The 21,011-nt window shown below is 70.6% G+C and carries 32 protein-coding genes; 29 read left to right on the forward strand and 3 right to left on the reverse strand.

Annotation, left to right across the window (positions count from 1 at the left end; genetic code table 11):
* Window positions 1-26: 26 nt before the first annotated feature.
* The 3 genes from ACI781_RS03275 to ACI781_RS03285 form a co-directional block, all read right to left on the reverse strand.
* Window positions 27-1,070 (reverse strand): LLM class F420-dependent oxidoreductase, encoded by a 1,044-nt coding sequence (locus tag ACI781_RS03275; RefSeq protein ID WP_456564644.1) that lies wholly within the window; start codon window positions 1,068-1,070, stop codon window positions 27-29.
* Between the two features lie 61 nt (window positions 1,071-1,131).
* The gene (locus ACI781_RS03280) at window positions 1,132-1,347 is read right to left on the reverse strand and encodes a hypothetical protein (protein WP_456564645.1); all 216 of its coding nucleotides are present in this window, start codon (window positions 1,345-1,347) and stop codon (window positions 1,132-1,134) included.
* Between the two features lie 70 nt (window positions 1,348-1,417).
* Window positions 1,418-2,398 carry a hypothetical protein gene (locus ACI781_RS03285; RefSeq protein WP_456564646.1) on the reverse strand — a complete coding sequence of 327 codons (981 nt, stop codon included), beginning with the start codon at window positions 2,396-2,398 and terminating at the stop codon, window positions 1,418-1,420.
* A 523-nt stretch (window positions 2,399-2,921) separates the two neighbouring features.
* Between ACI781_RS03285 and rpsL the strand changes: the two genes are divergently transcribed.
* The 29 genes from rpsL (at window position 2,922) to infA (ending at window position 20,989) form a co-directional block, all read left to right on the forward strand.
* Window positions 2,922-3,296, forward strand: coding sequence for a 30S ribosomal protein S12 (gene rpsL, locus ACI781_RS03290; protein ID WP_012950487.1), 375 nt, complete (start codon window positions 2,922-2,924; stop codon window positions 3,294-3,296).
* A 1-nt stretch (window position 3,297) separates the two neighbouring features.
* Window positions 3,298-3,768 carry a 30S ribosomal protein S7 gene (gene rpsG, locus ACI781_RS03295; protein WP_091213426.1) on the forward strand — a complete coding sequence of 157 codons (471 nt, stop codon included), beginning with the start codon at window positions 3,298-3,300 and terminating at the stop codon, window positions 3,766-3,768.
* 97 nt (window positions 3,769-3,865) lie between these two features.
* Entirely contained in the window at window positions 3,866-5,965 is a 2,100-nt protein-coding gene (gene fusA, locus ACI781_RS03300) for an elongation factor G (protein ID WP_456564647.1), read from the forward strand.
* Between the two features lie 91 nt (window positions 5,966-6,056).
* Window positions 6,057-7,250 (forward strand): elongation factor Tu, encoded by a 1,194-nt coding sequence (gene tuf / locus ACI781_RS03305; protein WP_456564648.1) that lies wholly within the window; start codon window positions 6,057-6,059, stop codon window positions 7,248-7,250.
* Window positions 7,251-7,368: 118 nt separating this feature from the next.
* Window positions 7,369-7,674: a 30S ribosomal protein S10 gene (rpsJ, locus tag ACI781_RS03310; protein WP_014742859.1), complete on the forward strand. Its 306-nt coding sequence runs from the start codon at window positions 7,369-7,371 to the stop codon at window positions 7,672-7,674.
* A gap of 9 nt (window positions 7,675-7,683) precedes the next feature.
* The gene (gene rplC, locus ACI781_RS03315; protein WP_456564649.1) at window positions 7,684-8,349 is read left to right on the forward strand and encodes a 50S ribosomal protein L3; all 666 of its coding nucleotides are present in this window, start codon (window positions 7,684-7,686) and stop codon (window positions 8,347-8,349) included.
* Window positions 8,346-9,122, forward strand: coding sequence for a 50S ribosomal protein L4 (gene rplD, locus ACI781_RS03320; protein WP_456564650.1), 777 nt, complete (start codon window positions 8,346-8,348; stop codon window positions 9,120-9,122). The genes rplC and rplD overlap by 4 nt, the downstream gene beginning before the upstream one ends.
* Window positions 9,119-9,421 carry a 50S ribosomal protein L23 gene (gene rplW, locus ACI781_RS03325; RefSeq protein ID WP_113838249.1) on the forward strand — a complete coding sequence of 101 codons (303 nt, stop codon included), beginning with the start codon at window positions 9,119-9,121 and terminating at the stop codon, window positions 9,419-9,421. The genes rplD and rplW overlap by 4 nt, the downstream gene beginning before the upstream one ends.
* Before the next feature lie 46 nt (window positions 9,422-9,467).
* Window positions 9,468-10,301, forward strand: a complete 834-nt coding sequence (gene rplB / locus ACI781_RS03330) for a 50S ribosomal protein L2 (protein WP_409328737.1) — start codon at window positions 9,468-9,470, stop codon at window positions 10,299-10,301.
* A 23-nt stretch (window positions 10,302-10,324) separates the two neighbouring features.
* Window positions 10,325-10,606, forward strand: a complete 282-nt coding sequence (gene rpsS, locus ACI781_RS03335; RefSeq protein WP_222173655.1) for a 30S ribosomal protein S19 — start codon at window positions 10,325-10,327, stop codon at window positions 10,604-10,606.
* 19 nt (window positions 10,607-10,625) lie between these two features.
* Window positions 10,626-11,090, forward strand: coding sequence for a 50S ribosomal protein L22 (rplV, locus tag ACI781_RS03340; protein WP_456548781.1), 465 nt, complete (start codon window positions 10,626-10,628; stop codon window positions 11,088-11,090).
* Window positions 11,090-11,998, forward strand: a complete 909-nt coding sequence (gene rpsC, locus ACI781_RS03345) for a 30S ribosomal protein S3 (protein ID WP_456564651.1) — start codon at window positions 11,090-11,092, stop codon at window positions 11,996-11,998. The genes rplV and rpsC overlap by 1 nt, the downstream gene beginning before the upstream one ends.
* Before the next feature lie 3 nt (window positions 11,999-12,001).
* Entirely contained in the window at window positions 12,002-12,418 is a 417-nt protein-coding gene (gene rplP / locus ACI781_RS03350) for a 50S ribosomal protein L16 (protein ID WP_456564652.1), read from the forward strand.
* Window positions 12,418-12,651, forward strand: coding sequence for a 50S ribosomal protein L29 (gene rpmC / locus ACI781_RS03355; protein ID WP_236825794.1), 234 nt, complete (start codon window positions 12,418-12,420; stop codon window positions 12,649-12,651). The genes rplP and rpmC overlap by 1 nt, the downstream gene beginning before the upstream one ends.
* Entirely contained in the window at window positions 12,648-12,959 is a 312-nt protein-coding gene (gene rpsQ, locus ACI781_RS03360; RefSeq protein WP_456564653.1) for a 30S ribosomal protein S17, read from the forward strand. The genes rpmC and rpsQ overlap by 4 nt, the downstream gene beginning before the upstream one ends.
* A 226-nt stretch (window positions 12,960-13,185) precedes the next feature.
* Complete coding sequence (gene rplN / locus ACI781_RS03365; RefSeq protein WP_029433456.1) at window positions 13,186-13,554, forward strand: 50S ribosomal protein L14; 369 nt, start codon at window positions 13,186-13,188, stop codon at window positions 13,552-13,554.
* A gap of 2 nt (window positions 13,555-13,556) precedes the next feature.
* The gene (gene rplX, locus ACI781_RS03370) at window positions 13,557-13,916 is read left to right on the forward strand and encodes a 50S ribosomal protein L24 (RefSeq protein WP_456564654.1); all 360 of its coding nucleotides are present in this window, start codon (window positions 13,557-13,559) and stop codon (window positions 13,914-13,916) included.
* 5 nt (window positions 13,917-13,921) lie between these two features.
* Window positions 13,922-14,506 (forward strand): 50S ribosomal protein L5, encoded by a 585-nt coding sequence (gene rplE / locus ACI781_RS03375; RefSeq protein ID WP_456564655.1) that lies wholly within the window; start codon window positions 13,922-13,924, stop codon window positions 14,504-14,506.
* Window positions 14,507-14,540: 34 nt separating this feature from the next.
* A complete protein-coding gene (locus tag ACI781_RS03380; RefSeq protein ID WP_113838243.1) occupies window positions 14,541-14,726 on the forward strand; it encodes a type Z 30S ribosomal protein S14 in 186 nt (61 codons plus the stop codon).
* Between the two features lie 173 nt (window positions 14,727-14,899).
* Window positions 14,900-15,304 (forward strand): 30S ribosomal protein S8, encoded by a 405-nt coding sequence (gene rpsH, locus ACI781_RS03385; RefSeq protein ID WP_456564656.1) that lies wholly within the window; start codon window positions 14,900-14,902, stop codon window positions 15,302-15,304.
* A 15-nt stretch (window positions 15,305-15,319) separates the two neighbouring features.
* Window positions 15,320-15,859, forward strand: coding sequence for a 50S ribosomal protein L6 (rplF, locus tag ACI781_RS03390; RefSeq protein ID WP_456564657.1), 540 nt, complete (start codon window positions 15,320-15,322; stop codon window positions 15,857-15,859).
* Between the two features lie 38 nt (window positions 15,860-15,897).
* Window positions 15,898-16,266 carry a 50S ribosomal protein L18 gene (gene rplR, locus ACI781_RS03395; protein ID WP_456564658.1) on the forward strand — a complete coding sequence of 123 codons (369 nt, stop codon included), beginning with the start codon at window positions 15,898-15,900 and terminating at the stop codon, window positions 16,264-16,266.
* 49 nt (window positions 16,267-16,315) lie between these two features.
* Window positions 16,316-16,930, forward strand: coding sequence for a 30S ribosomal protein S5 (rpsE, locus tag ACI781_RS03400; RefSeq protein ID WP_026857030.1), 615 nt, complete (start codon window positions 16,316-16,318; stop codon window positions 16,928-16,930).
* Window position 16,931: 1 nt separating this feature from the next.
* Window positions 16,932-17,111 (forward strand): 50S ribosomal protein L30, encoded by a 180-nt coding sequence (gene rpmD, locus ACI781_RS03405; protein WP_456564659.1) that lies wholly within the window; start codon window positions 16,932-16,934, stop codon window positions 17,109-17,111.
* 13 nt (window positions 17,112-17,124) lie between these two features.
* Window positions 17,125-17,568 (forward strand): 50S ribosomal protein L15, encoded by a 444-nt coding sequence (gene rplO / locus ACI781_RS03410; RefSeq protein WP_456564660.1) that lies wholly within the window; start codon window positions 17,125-17,127, stop codon window positions 17,566-17,568.
* A gap of 179 nt (window positions 17,569-17,747) precedes the next feature.
* Window positions 17,748-19,058: a preprotein translocase subunit SecY gene (gene secY / locus ACI781_RS03415; protein WP_456564661.1), complete on the forward strand. Its 1,311-nt coding sequence runs from the start codon at window positions 17,748-17,750 to the stop codon at window positions 19,056-19,058.
* Window positions 19,058-19,672, forward strand: a complete 615-nt coding sequence (locus tag ACI781_RS03420) for an adenylate kinase (RefSeq protein WP_456564662.1) — start codon at window positions 19,058-19,060, stop codon at window positions 19,670-19,672. The genes secY and ACI781_RS03420 overlap by 1 nt, the downstream gene beginning before the upstream one ends.
* Window positions 19,673-19,685: 13 nt before the next feature.
* On the forward strand, window positions 19,686-20,543 hold the full coding sequence (map, locus tag ACI781_RS03425; protein WP_456564663.1) for a type I methionyl aminopeptidase: 858 nt from the start codon (window positions 19,686-19,688) through the stop codon (window positions 20,541-20,543).
* A gap of 224 nt (window positions 20,544-20,767) precedes the next feature.
* Complete coding sequence (gene infA, locus ACI781_RS03430) at window positions 20,768-20,989, forward strand: translation initiation factor IF-1 (protein WP_012950459.1); 222 nt, start codon at window positions 20,768-20,770, stop codon at window positions 20,987-20,989.
* Window positions 20,990-21,011 lie beyond the last annotated feature (22 nt).

Below are 21,011 nucleotides of genomic sequence, written 5' to 3' on the forward strand. Positions count from 1 at the left end.
GCGTCATGTGACGCAATGGGCGGTGGCTACCGGTCGCAGAGCTCCCGCATCGTCGCGACGGTCTTCAGCCGGTTCTCCGGGGTGTCGTCGAGCGGCTGCAGCGCGAGCGTGGTCACGCCCGCCTCGCGGAAGGCCGCGATGCGCTCGGCGACGTAGCTCTCGGACCCGATGAGCGAGACCGCCCGCACCAGCTCCTCGGGCAGCGCCGCCGCGGCCTCGTCCTTGCGGCCCGACAGGTAGAGGTCCTGCACGGTGGCCGCGGCGTCGGCGAACCCGTAGCGGACGGCGAGGTCGTTGTAGAAGTTCTTCCCCCGCGCCCCCATGCCGCCCACGTACAGGGCCAGCTGCGGCCGGACCAGGTCGTGCATCGCGTCGACGTCGTCCCCGATGGCGACCGCGACCCCGACGACGACCTGCAGGTCGCCCAGCGCGGGGTCGCGCTTGGCCTTGCCGGCCGCCAGGGCCTCGCCCCAGACCGCGCCCGCCCGCTCCGGCATGAAGAAGATCGGCTCCCACGCCTCGGCGATCTCCGCGGCGAGCTCCACGTTCTTCGGCCCGAGGGCGGCCAGCATGACGGGGACCCGGTCGCGCACGGGGGTGTTGATGAGCTTCAGCGGCTTGCCCAGCCCGGTGCCCTGGCCGTCCGGGAGCGGCAGCGGGTACTTCGGCCCCGCGTACTCGAGTCGCTCGCGGCGCCAGACCTTCCGGCAGATCTCGACGATCTCGCGGGTGCGCTGCAGCGGGGCGTCGTAGGGGACGCCGTGCCAGCCCTCGATGACCTGCGGCCCCGAGGCGCCCAGGCCCAGGGTGAACCGGCCGTCGGAGACGTGGTCCAGCCCGGCCGCCGTCATGGCGATCAGGGCAGGGGTGCGGCTGTAGATGGGGAGGATGGCGCTCATCAGCTCCACCCGCTCCGTGACCGCGGCGAGGTAGCCCAGTTGGCTGACCGCGTCGAAGGTGTAGACCTCCGCGACCGATGCGATGTCGAGCCCGGCGGCCTCGAGGTCGCGGATCTCGTCCGCGGTCTCGCGGAAGCCGCCGCTGTAGCTGGCCTGGATGCCGATGCGCACGTGCCCTCCCGGGGTCGTCGGCGCCCTCGTCGGCGCCGGGACGACCGTATCGGCGCCGGGCTCACATCGGCCGGACGACCCCGACCACCTGGGTGACCACGCGCACCCCGTCGACGTCGGTCGGCACCAGCCCGGCGGCCACGGGGTCGGCCAGGTCGACCTTCACGACGTAGCCGGCGCCGCGGCGGGCGAGCCCGATGCCGACGATCTCTGGGACGTCCGCGAGCCGTGCGCTCAGGGTGCTCTTGGCGGCACGGGCGGAGTCGCGATCGGTCACCCCTCCATGGTGCGCCACTCCCGCCCCCGGGGACAGGCCCCGGAGGGGGAGATCTGCCTGATCCGGGCCGTCAGCCCATCCACTGCACGCCGAGGACGTCGAGCACGGTGGCCAGCGGGCTGGCGTAGGTGACCCCGCCGCCCTGGCTCCCCCCGACCTCGCTGCCGGCGAACAGCAGCGCGAGCGGCGCCCGGTCGCGGCTCCGCCAGATCACCGAGCCGCTGTCGCCGCCCGCGCTGAAGGCGCCGTGCCGCCCCTCGATCTCGATCTGCCCGTCGAACCGGTGGACGGCGTCGTCGTACTGGACCGCGACCCCGTCGACCTCGACGGCGGTGATGCGCCCCCGGGTGTGCCCCGTGGTCCGCCCGAGCTTCTCGACGTCCTCGTCGGGGTCGACGTCGTCCGCCGGGGGCACGGTGCCGGCGAGCGGACCGCCGGGCCGGCCGGAGGGGTCGACCGCCACGCCGTCGTCCAGGACGGCCACGGCGGCGTCCACGAGCACCGGGCCGGGGGAGAGGCGGGCGAACCGGGTCAGCGTGGCGACGCGGTCCCCGGCGGCGCCGCCGTCGGCGGGGCCCGGCTGCAGCACCGCGTCGCCCACCTCCGCGGCGTCACTGGCGGCCAGGACGTGGTTGTTGGACAGGATCGCGGTGCGCCCGCCGGCGCGGACGAACCCGCCGAGGGTCCCCGCGGTCACGGCGGTGTGGGCCACGGACAGCCCCGGTCGCAGCGGGCGCACCCGCTGCTGCAGGTCGGCCGGCGACGGGGACAGGGCGGGGGAGGGGAGGGCCCGCACCGGACCGATGACACGGACGTCCACCTGGGCCCGGACCGCGTCGTCGACGCCGTCGAGCAGGAGGACGGCGTCCTCGGGCAGGGCCACCCGGATGGCGAGGTGGGCCCGGTCCGGGCCGACCAGGGCCAGCCCCAGGGCGGGCGGGAACCACACGCGGTCGGGGCCGAGGTCGCTGGCCCGCGCCCGCGGGCCCTCCCAGCCGGCCACCTGTGCCCGCAGGTGCGCCTTCAGCTCCCGCGCCGAGTCGATCTGCACCGTTCCCCCTCGCTCCACGGCCGTCGCCGTGGGTGTGCGTCCTGGCACCGACGGTAGGGCGGGGGTCCGACAGTCGCCGCGTGCGCGAGGGCCGGCCGCCGCCCGCGGCCGGCCGGTACAGTCCCCGCCGTCGGCATGCGCCGGTTCCCGGCGTCGGGAATGGACCCGGCCGGCAGGCGTTGACAGGGGACGAGCCCGCTGTGAGCGAGGCCGCCTCGTCGACATGGGGACCCGGTTTGCACCGGGCTCTGCGGCGCGAGTATCGTGGTCAGCCGTGCCCAGGGTGCCCTGGGCCTGCTCCCGTTCGCGGTGCGCTCGCCGACAGGTTGGTGGCGCCGAGTCGCGGGGGGCGACCGATCCGGTTGGCAGCGCCCGACCGGTCCCGGGAAGGGCGACACGCCCGACCGCGGGGACCGGCGGCAGGACGCGGCCTGGGCGGATCGACCCGAGCAGGCCGGCACCCGGCACGACAGAGCACCGACCGACAGCACGACCCAGCGCAGGTAGGAGATCCAGGCCCCTCATGCCCACGATCAACCAGCTGGTCCGCAAGGGCCGCGAGGACAAGGTCGAGAAGACCAAGACCCCGGCGCTGAAGGGTTCCCCTCAGCGTCGCGGCGTGTGCACCCGCGTGTACACGACGACCCCGAAGAAGCCGAACTCGGCACTGCGCAAGGTCGCCCGCGTCCGTCTCACCAGTGGCATCGAGGTCACCGCCTACATCCCCGGTGTCGGCCACAACCTCCAGGAGCACTCGATGGTGCTCGTGCGCGGCGGTCGTGTGAAGGACCTCCCGGGCGTGCGCTACAAGATCATCCGCGGCTCGCTGGACACGCAGGGTGTCCGCAACCGCAAGCAGGCTCGCAGCCGGTACGGCGCGAAGAAGGAGAAGAGCTGACATGCCCCGCAAGGGTCCCGCTCCCCGCCGCCCCCTCGTCGCCGACCCGGTCTACCAGTCGCCGCTGGTCACCCAGCTGGTGAACAAGGTCCTGGTGGACGGCAAGCGCTCGGTCGCCGAGGCCATCGTCTACGGCGCCCTCGAGGGCTGCCGCGCCAAGACCGACACCGACCCGGTCGTCACGCTCAAGCGCGCGCTGGACAACGTCAAGCCGGCCCTCGAGGTCCGCAGCCGCCGCGTCGGTGGTGCGACCTACCAGGTCCCGGTCGAGGTCCGCGCCTCGCGCAGCACCACGCTGGGTCTGCGCTGGCTGATCCAGTACAGCCGCGCCCGCCGCGAGAAGACGATGACCGAGCGCCTCATGAACGAGCTGCTCGACGCGAGCAACGGTCTGGGAGCCGCGGTCAAGCGCCGCGAGGACACCCACAAGATGGCCGAGTCCAACAAGGCCTTCGCGCACTACCGCTGGTAGTCGCCCCCGCTGGTGACACCCCGTCCACCAGCACGCCGCGGCCCGTTCCGGGCCACCCCCGGAACGCCGACGCGGACCCAAGCACAGAGGAGTAGGAATGGCCGACAGCCAGGCCCAGCTCGCCAAGACCCGCAACATCGGGATCATGGCGCACATCGACGCGGGCAAGACGACGACGACCGAGCGCATCCTCTTCTACACCGGTATCAACTACAAGATCGGTGAGGTCCACGACGGCGCGGCCACGATGGACTGGATGGAGCAGGAGCAGGAGCGCGGCATCACCATCACGTCGGCCGCGACGAAGTGCACCTGGAACGACCACGACATCAACATCATCGACACCCCGGGGCACGTCGACTTCACCGTCGAGGTGGAGCGGTCCCTGCGCGTGCTCGACGGTGCGGTCGCGGTCTACGACGGTGTCGCCGGCGTGGAGCCGCAGACCGAGCAGGTCTGGCGGCAGGCCGAGAAGTACGGCGTCCCGCGCATGTGCTTCGTCAACAAGCTCGACCGCACGGGTGCCGACTTCTTCCGCTGCGTCGACATGATGGTCGACCGGCTGGCCGCCAACCCGGCCGTGCTGCAGCTGCCGATCGGTGCCGAGGCCGACTTCATCGGCGTCGTCGACCTGGTCGGCATGCGGGCGCTCACCTGGCGCGGTGAGACCAAGATGGGCGAGGACTACGCCGTCGAGGAGATCCCCGCGGAGATGGCCGACCAGGCCGCCGAGTACCGCGAGAAGCTGCTCGAGACGATCGCCGAGACCGACGACGAGCTCATGGAGGCCTACCTCGGCGGCGAGGAGATCTCCGTCGAGCGCCTCAAGGCCGCGATCCGCGCCGCCACGATCGCCGCGAAGGTGAACCCGGTCCTCACCGGCACCGCCTTCAAGAACAAGGGCGTGCAGCCCCTGCTCGACGCGGTCGTGGACTACCTGCCGAGCCCGCTCGACATCGAGTCGATCGTCGGGACGGCGATGGACGGCGAGACCGAGGTGCTGCGGCACGCGGACGAGTCCGAGCCGTTCTCCGCGCTGGCCTTCAAGATCCAGACCGACCAGCACCTGGGCAAGCTGACCTACGTCCGCGTGTACTCCGGGAAGCTCTCCTCCGGTTCGCCGGTGCTCAACAGCACCAAGGACCGCAAGGAGCGGATCGGCAAGATCTACCAGATGCACGCCAACAAGCGCGAGGAGCGCGAGGGCGTGGGCGCCGGCCAGATCGTCGCCGTCGTCGGCCTGAAGCAGACCACCACCGGTGACACGCTCTGCGACCCGCAGAACCCCGTCATCCTGGAGTCGATGACCTTCCCCGCCCCCGTCATCTCGGTCGCCATCGAGCCGAAGACCAAGGGTGACCAGGAGAAGCTCGGCACGGCGATCCAGAAGCTCGCCGAGGAGGACCCGACCTTCCAGGTCCGCCTGGACGAGGAGACCGGCCAGACCGTCATCTCCGGCATGGGCGAGCTCCACCTGGAGATCCTCGTCGACCGCATGCGGCGCGAGTTCAAGGTCGAGGCCAACGTCGGCAAGCCGCAGGTGGCCTACCGCGAGACGATCCGCAAGACCGTCGAGAAGGTCGACTACACGCACAAGAAGCAGACCGGTGGCTCCGGCCAGTTCGCGAAGGTGCAGGTGACCCTGGCCCCGCTGGAGATCAGCGGCGACTCGGCCACCTACGAGTTCGAGAACGCCGTCACCGGTGGTCGCATCCCGAAGGAGTACATCCCCTCGGTCGACCAGGGCATCCAGGACGCCATGCAGTACGGCATCCTCGCCGGCTACCCGATGGTGGGCGTCAAGGCGTCCCTCATCGACGGCCAGTACCACGAGGTCGACTCCTCGGAGATGGCCTTCAAGATCGCCGGCTCGATGGTCTTCAAGGAGGCCGCCCGCAAGGCCAGCCCGGCCCTGCTCGAGCCGATGATGGCCGTCGAGGTCGTCACCCCCGAGGACTACATGGGTGACGTCATCGGCGACCTGAACTCCCGGCGCGGGACGATCCAGGCGATGGAGGAGCGCTCCGGCGCCCGCGTCGTCCGGGCCCTGGTCCCGCTCTCGGAGATGTTCGGCTACGTGGGCGACCTGCGCAGCCGCACCCAGGGGCGGGCGAGCTACACCATGGTGTTCGACTCGTACGCCGAGGTCCCGCAGAACGTCGCCAAGGAGATCATCGCCAAGGCGACCGGCGAGTGACCCGCCGGGCGGAGCCCATCCGCCCGGCACCCCCCAGCAACCCCACCCCAGAGTTCGCGCACGACTGCGACACCACGAGGAGAGGAACCCAGTGGCCAAGGCCAAGTTCGAGCGGACCAAGCCGCACGTCAACATCGGCACCATCGGGCACATCGACCACGGCAAGACGACGCTGACCGCGGCGATCACCAAGGTCCTGCACGACAAGTACCCGGACCTCAACGAGGCGTCGGCCTTCGACCAGATCGACAAGGCGCCCGAGGAGAAGGCCCGCGGCATCACGATCTCGATCGCCCACGTCGAGTACCAGACGGAGAACCGTCACTACGCGCACGTCGACTGCCCCGGGCACGCCGACTACATCAAGAACATGATCACGGGTGCGGCGCAGATGGACGGCGCCATCCTCGTGGTCGCCGCCACCGACGGCCCGATGCCGCAGACCAAGGAGCACGTGCTCCTGGCCCGCCAGGTCGGCGTCCCCTACATCGTCGTGGCGCTCAACAAGGCCGACATGGTCGACGACGAGGAGATCCTCGAGCTCGTCGAGCTGGAGGTCCGCGAGCTGCTGTCCGAGTACGAGTTCCCGGGCGACGACGTCCCCGTGATCCGCGTCTCGGCGCTGAAGGCCCTCGAGGGCGACGCCGAGTGGGGCGACAAGCTCATGGAGCTCATGAACGCCGTCGACACGGCGATCCCCGAGCCCGAGCGCGACATCGACAAGCCGTTCCTCATGCCCGTCGAGGACGTCTTCACCATCACCGGCCGCGGCACCGTCGTGACCGGTCGCGTGGAGCGCGGCATCGTCAAGGTGTCGGAGGAGGTCGAGATCGTCGGCATCCGTCCCACCTCGACCAAGACCACGGTCACCGGCGTCGAGATGTTCCGCAAGCTGCTCGACCAGGGCCAGGCCGGTGACAACGTCGGTCTGCTCCTGCGCGGCATCAAGCGCGAGGACGTCGAGCGCGGCCAGGTCGTCGTGAAGCCGGGTTCCATCACCCCGCACACGAACTTCGAGGCCTCGGTCTTCATCCTCTCCAAGGACGAGGGTGGCCGGCACACGCCGTTCTTCAACAACTACCGTCCCCAGTTCTACTTCCGGACGACGGACGTGACGGGCGTCGTGACGCTGCCCGCCGGCACCGAGATGGTCATGCCCGGCGACAACACCGAGATGACGGTGGAGCTGATCCAGCCCATCGCCATGGAGGAGGGCCTGAAGTTCGCCATCCGCGAGGGTGGTCGGACCGTGGGCGCCGGCCGCGTCACCAAGATCCTCAAGTAACACCCCCGCGGACGGGCGGCGGCCGGACAGGCCGCCGCCCGTCTCCCGGGTCCGGGCTCCCGCTCGTGCTCGGACCCACCACAGACAGACTCACGATCGGCAGGAGCGAGACAAGGCGATGGCGGGACAGAAGATCCGCATCCGGCTGAAGGCCTACGACCACGAGGCCATCGACGCCTCGGCGCGGCGCATCGTGGACACGGTGACGAAGACCGGAGCGCGCGTCGTCGGCCCGGTGCCGCTGCCGACGGAGAAGAACGTGTACTGCGTCATCCGCTCCCCGCACAAGTACAAGGACTCGCGGGAGCACTTCGAGATGCGTACGCACAAGCGCCTCATCGACATCCTCGACCCGACGCCGAAGACGGTCGACGCGCTCATGCGCATCGACCTGCCGGCCTCGGTCGACGTCAACATCCAGTAAGGGGGAGTCATGGCGAGCAACTTCCGCGGACTCCTCGGCGAGAAGCTGGGCATGACCCAGGTCTTCGACGAGAACAACCGCATGGTGCCGGTGACCGTCGTCAAGGCGGGGCCGTGCGTGGTCACCCAGGTGCGCACCCCCGAGGTCGACGGCTACTCGGCCGTCCAGCTCGGCTTCGGTGAGATCGACCCCCGCAAGGTGAACAAGCCCGAGGGTGGCCACTTCGCCAAGGCCGGCGTCACGCCGCGCCGCCACGTGGTGGAGCTGCGCACCAAGGACGCCTCCACCTACACCGTCGGCCAGGAGCTGACGGCCGAGGTCTTCGACGGCGTCGCCAAGGTCGACGTCATCGGCACGAGCAAGGGCAAGGGCACCGCCGGTGTCATGAAGCGCCACGGGTTCCGTGGCCTCGGCGCCGCGCACGGCACCCAGCGCAAGCACCGGTCCCCGGGTTCGATCGGTGGGGCCTCGACGCCGGGCCGCGTCTTCAAGGGCCTGCGCATGGCCGGCCGCATGGGTGCGGTCAAGACGACGACGCTCTCGCTGGTCGTCCACAAGGTGGACACCGAGCGCGGGCTGCTGCTGATCAAGGGCGCGATCCCCGGTCCGAAGGGCGGCCTCGTGCTCGTCCGCTCGGCCGTCAAGGGCGGCCCCGTGGGGAGTGACACGAAGTGACCCAGTCCACCGACACCCGGACCGACCGCGAGGTCGACGTCCGGACGCCGGCGGGGGAGACCTCCGGCAGCGTCACGCTGCCCGGTGAGCTCTTCGACGCCAACGCGAACGTCTCGCTGATGCACCAGGTGGTCGTGGCCCAGCTGGCCGCCGCCCGCCAGGGCACGCACGCGACGAAGACCCGCGGCAAGGTCAGCGGTGGTGGCGTCAAGCCCTACCGCCAGAAGGGCACCGGCCGCGCCCGCCAGGGCTCGATCCGCGCTCCGCAGTTCACCGGCGGTGGCACGGTCCACGGCCCGCAGCCGCGTGACTACACCCAGCGGACCCCCAAGAAGATGAAGGCCGCCGCCCTGCGCGGCGCCCTCTCCGACCGGGCCCGCGAGAACCGCGTCCACGTGATCACCACCTTCGTCGAGGGCGACGCCCCGAAGACGAAGGAGGCGCTCAAGGCGCTGGAGGCCGTGACCCAGGCCAAGCGCGTGCTCGTGGTCCTCGACCGCGACGACGTCCTCAACTGGATCAGCCTGCGCAACGAGCCCCGGGTGCACCTGCTCGAGGCCGGCCAGCTCAACACCTACGACGTGCTGCTCTCCGACGAGGTCGTCTTCACCGAGGCCGCGCTCGCCGAGTTCGTCGCCGGTCCGGCCCGTGGGCGCGACGTCGTGCTCCCCGACCTGACCACGCCGGACGTGCCGGGCCAGATCCCGTCCGTCGCCCCGGCGGCCGGCGAGGGCACCACGGACGCCGACACCACCGAGGAGGAGAAGGCGTGACCTTCCACGACCCCCGGGACGTCCTGCTGGCGCCGGTCATCTCGGAGAAGAGCTACGGGCTCCTGGACGAGAACCAGTACACGTTCCTGGTCCACCCCGACGCGAACAAGACGCAGATCAAGATCGCCGTGGCGCAGGTCTTCAACGTGAAGGTCCTGGACGTCAACACGATCAACCGCCAGGGCAAGAAGAAGCGCAGCCGGGGCAACCGCATGGGCAAGCGTCCCGACACCAAGCGCGCCATCGTCTCGCTCGCCCCCGGCGACCGCATCGAGATCTTCGGTGGTCCCGGCGCCTGAGGCGCCGTGACCATCCCGGACCAGAGACAGAGAGACTGAGTCAGCAATGGCTATCCGCAAGTACAAGCCGACGACGCCGGGCCGCCGCGGCTCCAGCGTCGCCGACTTCGCCGAGGTCACTCGCGACCATCCCGAGAAGTCGCTGGTCCGGCCGCTGCACGGCCGCGGCGGGCGCAACGTGCACGGGAAGGTCACCGCTCGCCACCAGGGCGGCGGTCACAAGCGTGCCTACCGGCTGATCGACTTCCGCCGGGCCGACAAGGACGGCGTGCCGGCCAAGGTCGCGCACATCGAGTACGACCCCAACCGCACCTCGCGCATCGCGCTGCTGCACTTCGCCGACGGCGAGAAGCGCTACATCATCGCGCCGGCCCGCCTCAAGCAGGGCGACACGGTGGAGTGCGGCCCCGCGGCCGACATCAAGCCGGGCAACAACCTGCCGCTGCGGAACATCCCCGTCGGCACCGTCGTTCACGCCATCGAGCTCCGTCCCGGTGGCGGCGCGAAGATCGCCCGGTCCGCTGGCACCAGCGTCCAGCTGGTCGCCCGTGAGGGCCGGTTCGCCCAGCTGCGCATGCCGTCGGGCGAGATCCGCAACGTCGACGTGCGCTGCCGCGCCACCGTCGGCGAGGTGGGCAACGCCGAGCAGTCGAACATCAACTGGGGCAAGGCCGGCCGCATGCGGTGGAAGGGCAAGCGCCCGACCGTCCGCGGTGTCGCCATGAACCCGGTGGACCACCCGCACGGTGGTGGTGAGGGCAAGACCTCCGGTGGTCGCCACCCGGTGAACCCGAAGGGCAAGCCCGAGGGCCGCACGCGCAAGCGCAAGGCCTCGGACTCCATGATCGTGCGCCGCCGGCGTACCAACAAGAAGCGCTGAGCGGGTAGAGGAGCTCGACAGACATGCCACGCAGCCTGAAGAAGGGCCCGTTCGTCGACGACCACCTGCTCGCGAAGGTGGACGCCCAGAACGAGAAGGGCACCAAGAACGTCATCCGCACGTGGTCGCGGCGTTCGACGATCATCCCCGACATGCTCGGGCACACGATCGCCGTGCACGACGGCCGCAAGCACGTCCCGGTCTTCGTGACCGAGGCGATGGTCGGGCACAAGCTCGGCGAGTTCGCGCCCACGCGGACCTTCCGTGGGCACATCAAGGACGACCGCCGGTCGCGGCGCGGCTGACGGCGAGGAGATCACTCAGATGACTTCCCAGTTGGGGCAGGAGACGCCGGTCGCCCGGGCCACGGCCCGGTTCGTCCGCGTCACCCCCATGAAGGCACGCCGGGTGGTGGACCTCATCCGCTACCTGCCGACCGACGAGGCCCTGGCGCTGCTGCGGTTCGCCCCGCAGGCCGCCAGCGAGCCGGTCGCCAAGGTGGTGGCCAGCGCCGTCGCCAACGCCGAGCACAACCTGCAGCTCGACCGCAACGCGCTGGTCGTCAGCGCCGCGTTCGTCGACGAGGGCCCGACGCTGAAGCGGATCCGTCCGCGGGCCCAGGGCCGGGCGTTCCGCATCAACAAGCGGACCAGCCACATCACCGTCGAGGTGAGCGAGGTCGCCAGCAGCGCCGAGCTCGCGCAGAAGTCGCGCAAGGCGCGTCGGGACACCGGCCAGTCCGGTCCCGCGACCCAGCAGAAGAGCAACACGAGGGGAGGGACCCGCTAGTGGGTCAGAAGGTCAACCCGCACGGGTTCCGGCTCGGCATCACCACCGACTACAAGTCCCGGTGGTACGCGGACAAGCTGTACAAGGACTACGTCAAGGAAGACGTCGCCATCCGCAAGCTCATGTCCAAGGGCATGGAGCGGGCCGGCATCTCCAAGGTCGAGATCGAGCGCACCCGTGACCGCGTGCGCGTCGACATCCACACCGCGCGTCCGGGCATCGTCATCGGCCGCCGTGGCGCCGAGGCCGACCGCATCCGCGGGGAGCTCGAGAAGCTGACCGGCAAGCAGGTCCAGCTGAACATCCTCGAGGTCAAGAACCCCGAGGCCGACGCGCAGCTGGTGGCGCAGGGTGTGGCCGAGCAGCTGTCCAGCCGGGTCAGCTTCCGCCGCGCGATGCGCAAGGCCATGCAGTCGGCCCAGCGCAGCCCGCAGGTCAAGGGCATCCGGGTGCAGTGCTCCGGTCGCCTGGGCGGCACCGAGATGAGCCGGTCGGAGTTCTACCGCGAGGGCCGTGTGCCGCTGCACACGCTCCGCGCGAACATCGACTACGGCATCTACGAGGCCCGCACGACCTTCGGCCGCATCGGCGTCAAGGTCTGGATCTACAAGGGCGACGTGAGCGGCTCCCGCGCCGAGCGCGAGGCCCTCGAGGCCCTGGCCGCCCGCCAGCAGCGTCGCGAGCGCGCCCAGCGCCCGCAGCGCCGGTCGGGCTCCAGCGGCACCACCGCCGGTGGCACCGAGGCCGGCCGCGCGGCCGCCGAGGGCACCGGCCCGGTCGCGGACACCACCGAGGCCGTCGTCGCGCAGACCGCCGGCGAGGCCCCGGAGACCACGGTGGCCGAGCTCGCCGGTCCGGAGGCCACCTCGGCCGCCGAGGCGACCGCCACCGAGAACACGGAGAGCTGAGCCATGCTCATCCCACGGCGCGTCAAGCACCGCAAGCAGCACCACCCGAGCCGCTCCGGCCGGGCCAAGGGCGGCACCGCGATCAACTTCGGTGAGTTCGCCATCCAGGCCCTGGAGCCGGCGTACGTCACCAACCGGCAGATCGAGTCCGCCCGTATCGCCATGACGCGGCACATCCGTCGTGGCGGCAAGGTGTGGATCTCCATCTACCCGGACCGCCCGCTCACCAAGAAGCCGGCCGAGACCCGCATGGGTTCGGGCAAGGGCTCGCCGGAGTGGTGGGTGGCCAACGTGAAGCCGGGCCGGGTGCTCTTCGAGCTCTCCGGTGTGGCCGAGCCGGTCGCCCGCGAGGCCATGCGCCGCGCGATCCACAAGCTGCCCATGAAGTGCCGCTTCATCACTCGTGAAGGAGAGGTGTGATGGCCGCCGGTCTGACCGCTCCGGAGCTGCGCGAGCTGTCCGTCGACGAGCTCGCCTCGCGGCTGCGCGAGTCCAAGGAAGAACTGTTCAACCTGCGGTTCCAGGTGGCCACCGGCCAGCTGGACAACAACCGGCGGCTGCAGACCGTCCGCCGCGACATCGCGCGGATCTACACGATCATGCGTGAGCGCGAGCTGGGCCTGTCGGTCGCCCCGAGTGAGGGTGTGGCATGAGCGAGTCCCAGTCGGTGACCGCCAACGACGCGACGGCGACCGGGCCCGGCCTGGCCGGTCGCGGGTACCGCAAGGTCCGTGAGGGCCTCGTCGTCAGCGACAAGATGGACAAGACCATCGTCGTCGAGGTCGAGGACCGCGTGAAGCACGGCCTGTACGGCAAGGTCATCCGCCGTACGAGCAAGCTGAAGGCGCACGACGAGCAGGGGGTCGCCGGCATCGGTGACCGCGTGCAGATCATGGAGACCCGGCCGACGTCGGCCACCAAGCGGTGGCGGCTGGTCGAGGTCCTCGAGAAGGCCAAGTGACCCCCGGCGGGGCTCCGCGGTAGCGGGGCCCCGCCGACCGGCCTCTCGGGCCGTGTCCGGAGCAGGTACTCTGGACGACTGGCGCCGCTGGAGAGCGGGCGCCGCATCCCGGTACCCGTGCCTCGGACGCACCGGCGGACCCCCGCCGGTGCGTCCGCACGTGGGTGCCGGACAGCCGGTTCACCGTCTCGGCCCGGCTGTCACCACTGAGAATTGGGAGTAGGACGTGATCCAGCAGGAGTCGCGACTGCGGGTCGCCGACAACACGGGTGCCAAGGAGATCCTCTGCATCCGTGTCCTCGGCGGGTCCGGGCGACGCTACGCGGGCATCGGCGACGTCATCGTCGCCACCGTGAAGGACGCGCTGCCGGGTGCCGGTGTGAAGAAGGGCGACGTGGTCAAGGCCGTCGTCGTCCGCACCGTGAAGGAGCGCCGCCGTCCGGACGGCTCGTACATCCGCTTCGACGAGAACGCCGCGGTCATCATCCGCGACAGCGGCGACCCGCGCGGCACGCGCATCTTCGGCCCGGTCGGGCGGGAGCTCCGCGACAAGCGCTTCATGCGGATCATCTCGCTCGCCCCGGAGGTGCTGTGATCATGGCTGCCCACAAGAACGACCCCGGCACCAAGAAGGCGCCGTCGATGAAGGTCAAGAAGGGCGACACCGTCGTCGTGCTCTCGGGCAAGGACAAGGGTGCCAAGGGGCGCGTCATCGCCGCCTTCCCGCAGACGCAGAAGGTCCTCGTCGAGGGCGTCGGCCGGGTGAAGAAGCACACCCGCATCAGCTCCACGCAGCGCGGCGCCCAGCAGGGCGGGATCGTCACGCAGGAGGCTCCCATCCACGTGAGCAACGTGATGGTGATCGACTCCGAGGACAAGCCGACCCGGGTCGGATTCCGCAAGGACGAGGAAGGCCGCAGCATCCGGGTCTCGCGGCGCACCGGTAAGGACCTGTGAGCGACATGAGCGCACCCACCCGTGAGCTGCCCCGCATGCTGGCCCGGTACCGCGACGAGATCGTGCCGGCCCTGCAGTCGGAGTTCGGCTTCGAGAACGTCATGCAGATCCCGCGGCTGACCAAGATCGTCGTCAACATGGGCGTCGGCGAGGCCACCCGGGACGCCAAGCTGATGGACGGCGCGGTCCGTGACCTCACCGCCATCACCGGCCAGAAGCCGGCGGTCGTCCGCGCCCGCAAGTCCATCGCCCAGTTCAAGCTGCGCGAGGGCATGCCGATCGGCGCGAAGGTCACCCTCCGCGGCGACCGCATGTGGGAGTTCCTGGACCGGCTGCTGTCCCTGGCGCTGCCCCGTATCCGTGACTTCCGCGGCCTGAACGCCAAGCAGTTCGACGGTCACGGCAACTACACCTTCGGCCTGACCGAGCAGTCGATGTTCCGCGAGATCGACGTCGACAAGATCGACCGGCCGCGCGGCATGGACATCACGCTCGTCACCACCGCCACCAACGACGACGAGGGTCGCGAGCTGCTCCGGCTGCTCGGGTTCCCCTTCGCCGGCCAGCCCGTCGTGACGACGACCCGCTGAGCCCGGGCCTTCGAGAGAGCTACAGGAGACCGAGATGGCCAAGAAGGCCCTGATCAACAAGGCGGCCCGCAAGCCGAAGTTCGCGGTCCGCGGCTACACCCGCTGCCAGCGCTGCGGCCGCCCGCACGCCGTCTTCCGCAAGTTCGGCCTCTGCCGGATCTGCCTGCGGGAGATGGCCCACGCCGGCGAGCTGCCCGGCGTGAGCAAGTCCAGCTGGTGAAGGACCCCGGTGCCTCCCGCAGCGCGTCCCGCGCCCTGTGGGTCCCGGCACCGGGGCCGTCCAGGACTCACCCGAGTCGGCCGGCGCACCACCCGTAGCACCACCGATCGCCGAGAGGCCCACGCGAGGTCCGCGTGTGGAACCGCGGCGAGAGAGGCACGACACCCATGACGATGACCGACCCGATCGCGGACATGCTGACGCGCATCCGCAACGCCAACCAGGCGTACCACGACTCGACGACGATGCCGTCCTCCAAGCTGAAGACGCACATCGCCGAGATCCTCCAGCAGGAGGGGTACATCGCCGGCTGGCAGGTCAACGACGTCGAGAAGGACGGCACCACCCGCAAGGAGCTGGTGATCGACCTCAAGTACGGCCCCAACCGCGAGCGGAGCATCGCCGGTGTCCGGCGCGTGTCGAAGCCGGGCCTCCGGGTCTACGCCAAGTCGACCGCGCTGCCCAAGGTCCTCGGCGGCCTCGGGGTGGCGATCATCTCCACCTCGACCGGCCTGCTGACCGACCGCCAGGCGAACAAGAAGGGCGTGGGTGGGGAAGTCCTCGCCTACGTCTGGTAAGAGGAGCGAGCAGACATGTCACGGATCGGACGACTCCCGATTCCGGTGCCCGGTGGCGTCGACATCGCCATCGACGGCCAGACCGTCAACGTGAAGGGCCCCAAGGGGTCCCTGTCCCACACCGTCGCGTCGCCGATCACGGTGGCCCGCGGTGAGGACGGCACGCTGCAGGTGGCCCGCCCGGACGACGAGCGGGAGAGCCGGGCCCTGCACGGGCTGTCGCGCACTCTCATCGCCAACATGATCACCGGCGTCACCCAGGGCTACACCAAGACCCTGGAGATCGTCGGCGTCGGCTACCGCGTGCAGGCCCGGGGCGGAGACCTCGAGTTCGCGCTCGGCTTCAGCCACCCGGTGCCGGTCAAGGCGCCGGAGGGCATCACGTTCACCGTCGAGTCGCCCACCCGCCTCACGGTGACGGGCATCGACAAGCAGCAGGTGGGCCAGGTCGCGGCCAACATCCGCAAGCTGCGCCGTCCCGACCCCTACAAGGGCAAGGGCGTGCGCTACCAGGGTGAGGTCGTCAAGCGCAAGGTCGGGAAGACGGGTAAGTGATGGCACAGACCGAGAAGAGTGCTCGGGTCCACACGCCCGTGGGCACCGACATCAGCACCGCGCGCCGGGTGGCCCGGCTGCGCCGGCACAACCGGCTGCGCAAGCGGGTCTCCGGCACGCCGGAGCGTCCGCGCCTGGTGGTCAAGCGCAGCTCCCGCCACATCCACGCCCAGGTCGTCGACGACACCGCGGGCCACACCCTGGTCAGCGCCTCGACGCTGGACGCCAGCCTGCGGAGCGCGGACGGCGACAAGTCCGCCCTCGCCCGTCGGGTGGGCGCCCTGGTGGCCGAGCGCGCCAAGGCGGCGGGGATCAGCGCGGTCGTGTTCGACCGTGGTGGCAACCGCTACCAGGGCCGGATCGCGGCGCTCGCCGAGGGCGCCCGCGAGGGCGGGCTGGACTTCTGATGACCAGCACCCACACCAGCAGCACGACAGTGATCGAGAGGGACGTCTGATGCCAGGACCACAGCGACGCGGCGGCGGGGCCGGCGGCGGTAACGACCGCCGCGACCGTCGTGACGGCGGGCGGGGGCCGGGCGGCGCTCCTGCCGAGAAGAGCAACTACATCGAGCGCGTGGTGGCCATCAACCGCGTGTCCAAGGTCGTCAAGGGTGGTCGTCGCTTCAGCTTCACCGCCCTGGTGATCGTGGGCGACGGCGACGGCACCGTGGGCGTCGGCTACGGCAAGGCCAAGGAGGTGCCCGCGGCCATCGCCAAGGGCGTCGAGGAGGCCAAGAAGCACTTCTACAAGGTGCCGCGCATCGCCAGCACCATCCCGCACCCCGTGCAGGGTGAGGCCGCGGCCGGCGTGGTGCTCCTCAAGCCGGCCAGCCCCGGTACCGGTGTCATCGCCGGTGGCCCGGTGCGCGCCGTGCTGGAGTGCGCCGGCATCCACGACGTGCTCTCGAAGAGCCTCGGCTCGTCGAACCCGATCAACATCGTGCACGCGACCATGCAGGCGCTGAAGGACCTCGTCCGTCCCGAGGAGATCGCGGCCCGCCGCGGTCTGCCCCTGGAGGACGTCGCTCCGGCCGCGATGCTGCGGGCGCGTGCGGGCCAGGGGGTCTGACATGGCTCAGCTGAAGGTCACCCAGATCCGGTCGGCGATCGGCACGAAGCCCAACCAGCGGCAGACGCTGCGCACGCTGGGCCTCAAGCGGATCAACGACTCGGTCGTGCAGGAGGACCGTCCCGAGATCCGCGGGATGGTCGCGACGGTGCCGCACCTCGTCACCGTCGAAGAGATCTGAGCGGGGACACGTCATGACTCTCAAGCTCCACCACCTCCGCCCGGCCGAGGGCGCCCACACCAAGAAGACCCGCGTGGGTCGCGGTGAGGGCTCCAAGGGCAAGACGGCCGGCCGCGGCACCAAGGGCACGGGCGCGCGTGGGAACACGTCCGCCCGGTTCGAGGGCGGGCAGACGCCGCTGCACATGCGGCTGCCCAAGCTCTCGGGCTTCAAGAACAACAACAAGGTCGTGTTCCAGGTCGTCAACCTCGACCGGATCGCGGCGCTGTTCCCCCAGGGCGGGACCGTGGACGTCGACGCGCTCGTCGACGCCGGTGCGGTCCGTCGGGGCCACCTGGTGAAGGTGCTCGGCACCGGCGACCTGGGTGGCGTCCGCGTGGACGTGCGCGCCCACGCGTTCTCCTCCTCCGCGGCCGACAAGATCGCCGCGGCCGGGGGCAGCACCACGCTCGTCTGAGCCGCCGATGACCCCCGGGGCGGGCCTCCCACGTGGAGGCTGCTGCCCCGGGGGTCGTCTGCTGCCCGGCTGACAGCAGGCAAGTTCCTCGGTCCGCCCTGCAGGGACCCGCCGCCGGTGTGCGAGCGGCGGGGGGCAGGGTGGTCCCTACACTCAGACGACCGACTCGGGGAGGGCACGTGCTGCAGGCGTTCGCCGCGGCGTTCCGGACGCCAGACCTCCGGCGCAAGATCCTGTTCTCCCTGGCGGTCATCGCCGTCTACCGGCTGGGTGCTGCCGTCCCCGGCCCGGGCGTCTCCGTCGAGGCCATCAACAGCTGCCTCGAGCAGGCGCAGGCCTCCGACCAGCGCGACATCTACAGCCTGGTCAACCTGTTCTCCGGCGGGGCGCTGCTGCGCCTGTCGATCTTCGCGCTCGGCATCATGCCGTACATCACCGCGAGCATCATCGTCCAGCTGCTCGTGGTGGTCATCCCGCGCTTCGAGCAGCTGAAGAAGGAAGGGCAGGCCGGGCAGCAGAAGCTGACCCAGTACACCCGATACCTCACGATCGCCCTGGCGATCCTGCAGAGCACCGGCATCATCGCCCTGGCCCGCAGCGGGCAGCTGTTCCCGAACTGCGCCCAGCAGATCATCCCGTCGGACTCCATCTGGACGACGGTCGTCCTGGTCATCGCCCTCACCGCCGGCACCGCCGTGATCATGTGGCTCGGCGAGCTGCTCACGGAGAAGGGCATCGGCAACGGCATGTCCGTGCTGATCTTCACGTCGATCGCCGCGCGCATCCCGGCCGAGGGCGGCCAGATCCTGCAGACCCGCGGCGGCATCGTCTTCGCGCTGATCTGCCTGCTGGCCCTCGTGGTCATCGCGTCGGTGGTCTACGTCGAACAGGCGCAGCGCCGCATCCCCGTGCAGTACGCCAAGCGGATGGTCGGCCGCCGGATGTACGGCGGCACGTCGACCTACCTGCCGTTGAAGGTGAACCAGGCCGGTGTCATCCCGGTCATCTTCGCCTCGTCGCTGCTGTACCTGCCGCAGCTGATCTCGCAGCTGCAGGGCGACGAGGTGGGTCCGGTCCGCCGGTTCTTCGACAAGTACGTCATCGACCAGAGCAGCTGGGTCCACATCGCCATCTACTTCGGCCTGATCGTGTTCTTCACGTACTTCTACGTGTCGATCACGTTCAACCCGGAGGAGCGGGCCGACGACATGAAGCGCTACGGCGGCTTCATCCCGGGCATCCGTCCCGGCCGGCCGACCGCGGAGTACCTGCAGTACGTACTGTCCCGGATCACCCTCCCCGGGTCGATCTACCTGGGGCTCGTGGCAGTCTTGCCCAACCTGTTCCTCTCCGTGACGCAGGAGGGGCAGAACCAGAACTTCCCGTTCGGCGGGACCGCGGTGCTGATCATGGTCGGAGTGGGGTTGGAGACGGTGAAGCAGATCGAGACGCAACTGAACCAGCGCAACTACGAAGGGTTCCTGAAGTAGTGCGCGTCGTGCTGCTCGGCCCTCCGGGTGCGGGCAAGGGGACCCAGGCGCAGATCATCGCCGGCCAGCTCGGGGCGCCGGCCATCTCGACCGGTGACATCTTCCGGGCGAACGTCAGCGGCCGGACCGAGCTCGGGCTGCGGGCGAAGACCTACATGGACGCCGGCGACCTGGTCCCGGACGAGATCACGGTCGCGATGGTCCGGGACCGGCTCGCCGAGCCCGACGCGGAGTCGGGCTTCCTGCTCGACGGCTTCCCGCGGACCATCGCGCAGGCCGAACAGCTGCGTGCGTCGCTGGCCGAGATGGGCAACGCGCTCGACTGCGTCCTGGAGCTCGTCGTCGACGAGGAGGAGCTGGTGCGCCGGCTCTCCAGCCGGCGGATGCTCGTGGACGGCGAGTGGGTGCAGCGGGCCGACGACGAGCCGGAGACGGTGCGCCACCGCCTGCACGTCTACCGGGAGCAGACGGCGCCGCTGTCCGGGTTCTACGACGGCGAGGGGCTGCTGGCGCGCATCGACGCCATGGGCAGCGTCGAGGAGGTCACCGAGCGGGCACTGTCGGCCCTCGGCCGTGCGTCCGTCGGCGGCGCGGCGCAGCCGGACGGCGACTAGGCACCGGGCGGACATGTCGGCCGGGATCCTCGCCCGCCTGCCGTTCCTGGCGAAGTGGAGTGGACGGATGATCCAGATCAAGACCCCGCAGGAGATCGAGCTCATGCGGGCGGCCGGGCTCGTGGTCGCCGAGGCCATCGCCGCCGTGCGCGCGGCGGTGCGCCCCGGCGTCACGACGGGCGAGCTCGACGCCGTCGCCGAGGACGTGATCCGGAGCCGGGGCGCCGTCCCGTCGTTCCTGGGCTACCACGGCTTCACCGGCAGCATCTGCGCGTCGATCAACGACGAGATCGTGCACGGCATCCCGAACGCGACGCGGGCGCTGGCCCAGGGCGACAACATCTCCATCGACTGCGGCGCGATCCTGGCCGGCTGGCACGGCGACTCCGCCGTGACCATGACGGTCGGCGAGCCCTCGGCGGAGGACGCCGCCCTCATGTCGGTGACGGAACGGTCGATGTGGGCGGGCCTCGCCGCGGCCGTCGCCGGCAACCGGCTGACCGACATCAGCCACGCCGTCGAGCGGGTGATCACCGCCGAGGCGCACCCCTACGGGATCGTCGAGCAATACGGCGGGCACGGCATCGGCACGGAGATGCACCAGGACCCGCACGTGCTCAACTACGGCCGCCCCGGGCGCGGCCCACGGCTGGTGCCGGGCCTCGCGCTGGCGATCGAGCCGATGGTGACGGTGGGGGACGCCGCGACCGTGGAACTGGACGACGGCTGGACCGTCGTCACCAAGGACGGCTCGCGGGCCGCCCACTTCGAGCACACCGTGGCCGTGACGCCGGAGGGGCCGTGGGTCCTCACGGCCGAGGACGGCGGGCTGGCGGGCCTGGCGCCCTTCGGGATCACCCCCCGCCAGTGACGTGACCTCCGGGTCCCGGCTGTGACGGGGGCCCGGTTGGAGGCTCCGCCAGGGGCGGGGTACAGTGAACGACGGCGTTCGCGCCGCTCTGTCGTCGTGCTGTGGCCGCATGACGCTGGGCGCCCTCGCGAGGACGTCGAGTGCACCACCAGTTCCGCAAACCACCACACCGCAGCGCCGGGTCCGGCGTGGGCGGAGACCGAGTCAGGGAGGCCGTGTAGGGCATGGCGAAGAAGGACGGGGCCATCGAGGTCGAGGGTCGCGTCGTCGAGCCGCTGCCCAACGCGATGTTCCGGGTGGAGCTGCAGAACGGGCACCGGGTGCTCGCCCACATCAGCGGCAAGATGCGGCAGCACTACATTCGCATCCTGCCCGAGGACCGAGTGGTCGTGGAGCTCTCGCCCTACGACCTGACCCGCGGTCGCATCGTCTACCGGTACAAGTAACCGCCGTGCCGCACCGCCCGAC

It is taken from the genome of Blastococcus sp. SYSU D00695 (genome assembly GCF_054050555.1).

Coding starts and splice junctions, on each gene's coding strand:
- rplF (WP_456564657.1), top strand. CDS start 15,320: ATGTCACGGATCGGACGACTCCCGATTCCGGTGCCCGGTGGCGTCGAC.
- rplO (WP_456564660.1), top strand. CDS start 17,125: ATGACTCTCAAGCTCCACCACCTCCGCCCGGCCGAGGGCGCCCACACC.
- rplX (WP_456564654.1), top strand. CDS start 13,557: ATGGCTGCCCACAAGAACGACCCCGGCACCAAGAAGGCGCCGTCGATG.
- rpsS (WP_222173655.1), top strand. CDS start 10,325: ATGCCACGCAGCCTGAAGAAGGGCCCGTTCGTCGACGACCACCTGCTC.
- rplV (WP_456548781.1), top strand. CDS start 10,626: ATGACTTCCCAGTTGGGGCAGGAGACGCCGGTCGCCCGGGCCACGGCC.
- infA (WP_012950459.1), top strand. CDS start 20,768: ATGGCGAAGAAGGACGGGGCCATCGAGGTCGAGGGTCGCGTCGTCGAG.
- rpmD (WP_456564659.1), top strand. CDS start 16,932: ATGGCTCAGCTGAAGGTCACCCAGATCCGGTCGGCGATCGGCACGAAG.
- rplE (WP_456564655.1), top strand. CDS start 13,922: ATGAGCGCACCCACCCGTGAGCTGCCCCGCATGCTGGCCCGGTACCGC.
- rpsJ (WP_014742859.1), top strand. CDS start 7,369: ATGGCGGGACAGAAGATCCGCATCCGGCTGAAGGCCTACGACCACGAG.
- fusA (WP_456564647.1), top strand. CDS start 3,866: ATGGCCGACAGCCAGGCCCAGCTCGCCAAGACCCGCAACATCGGGATC.
- ACI781_RS03380 (WP_113838243.1), top strand. CDS start 14,541: ATGGCCAAGAAGGCCCTGATCAACAAGGCGGCCCGCAAGCCGAAGTTC.
- rplB (WP_409328737.1), top strand. CDS start 9,468: ATGGCTATCCGCAAGTACAAGCCGACGACGCCGGGCCGCCGCGGCTCC.
- rpsH (WP_456564656.1), top strand. CDS start 14,900: ATGACCGACCCGATCGCGGACATGCTGACGCGCATCCGCAACGCCAAC.
- rpmC (WP_236825794.1), top strand. CDS start 12,418: ATGGCCGCCGGTCTGACCGCTCCGGAGCTGCGCGAGCTGTCCGTCGAC.
- rpsG (WP_091213426.1), top strand. CDS start 3,298: ATGCCCCGCAAGGGTCCCGCTCCCCGCCGCCCCCTCGTCGCCGACCCG.
- rpsL (WP_012950487.1), top strand. CDS start 2,922: ATGCCCACGATCAACCAGCTGGTCCGCAAGGGCCGCGAGGACAAGGTC.
- map (WP_456564663.1), top strand. CDS start 19,686: ATGTCGGCCGGGATCCTCGCCCGCCTGCCGTTCCTGGCGAAGTGGAGT.
- rplP (WP_456564652.1), top strand. CDS start 12,002: ATGCTCATCCCACGGCGCGTCAAGCACCGCAAGCAGCACCACCCGAGC.
- rpsE (WP_026857030.1), top strand. CDS start 16,316: ATGCCAGGACCACAGCGACGCGGCGGCGGGGCCGGCGGCGGTAACGAC.
- rplC (WP_456564649.1), top strand. CDS start 7,684: ATGGCGAGCAACTTCCGCGGACTCCTCGGCGAGAAGCTGGGCATGACC.
- rpsQ (WP_456564653.1), top strand. CDS start 12,648: ATGAGCGAGTCCCAGTCGGTGACCGCCAACGACGCGACGGCGACCGGG.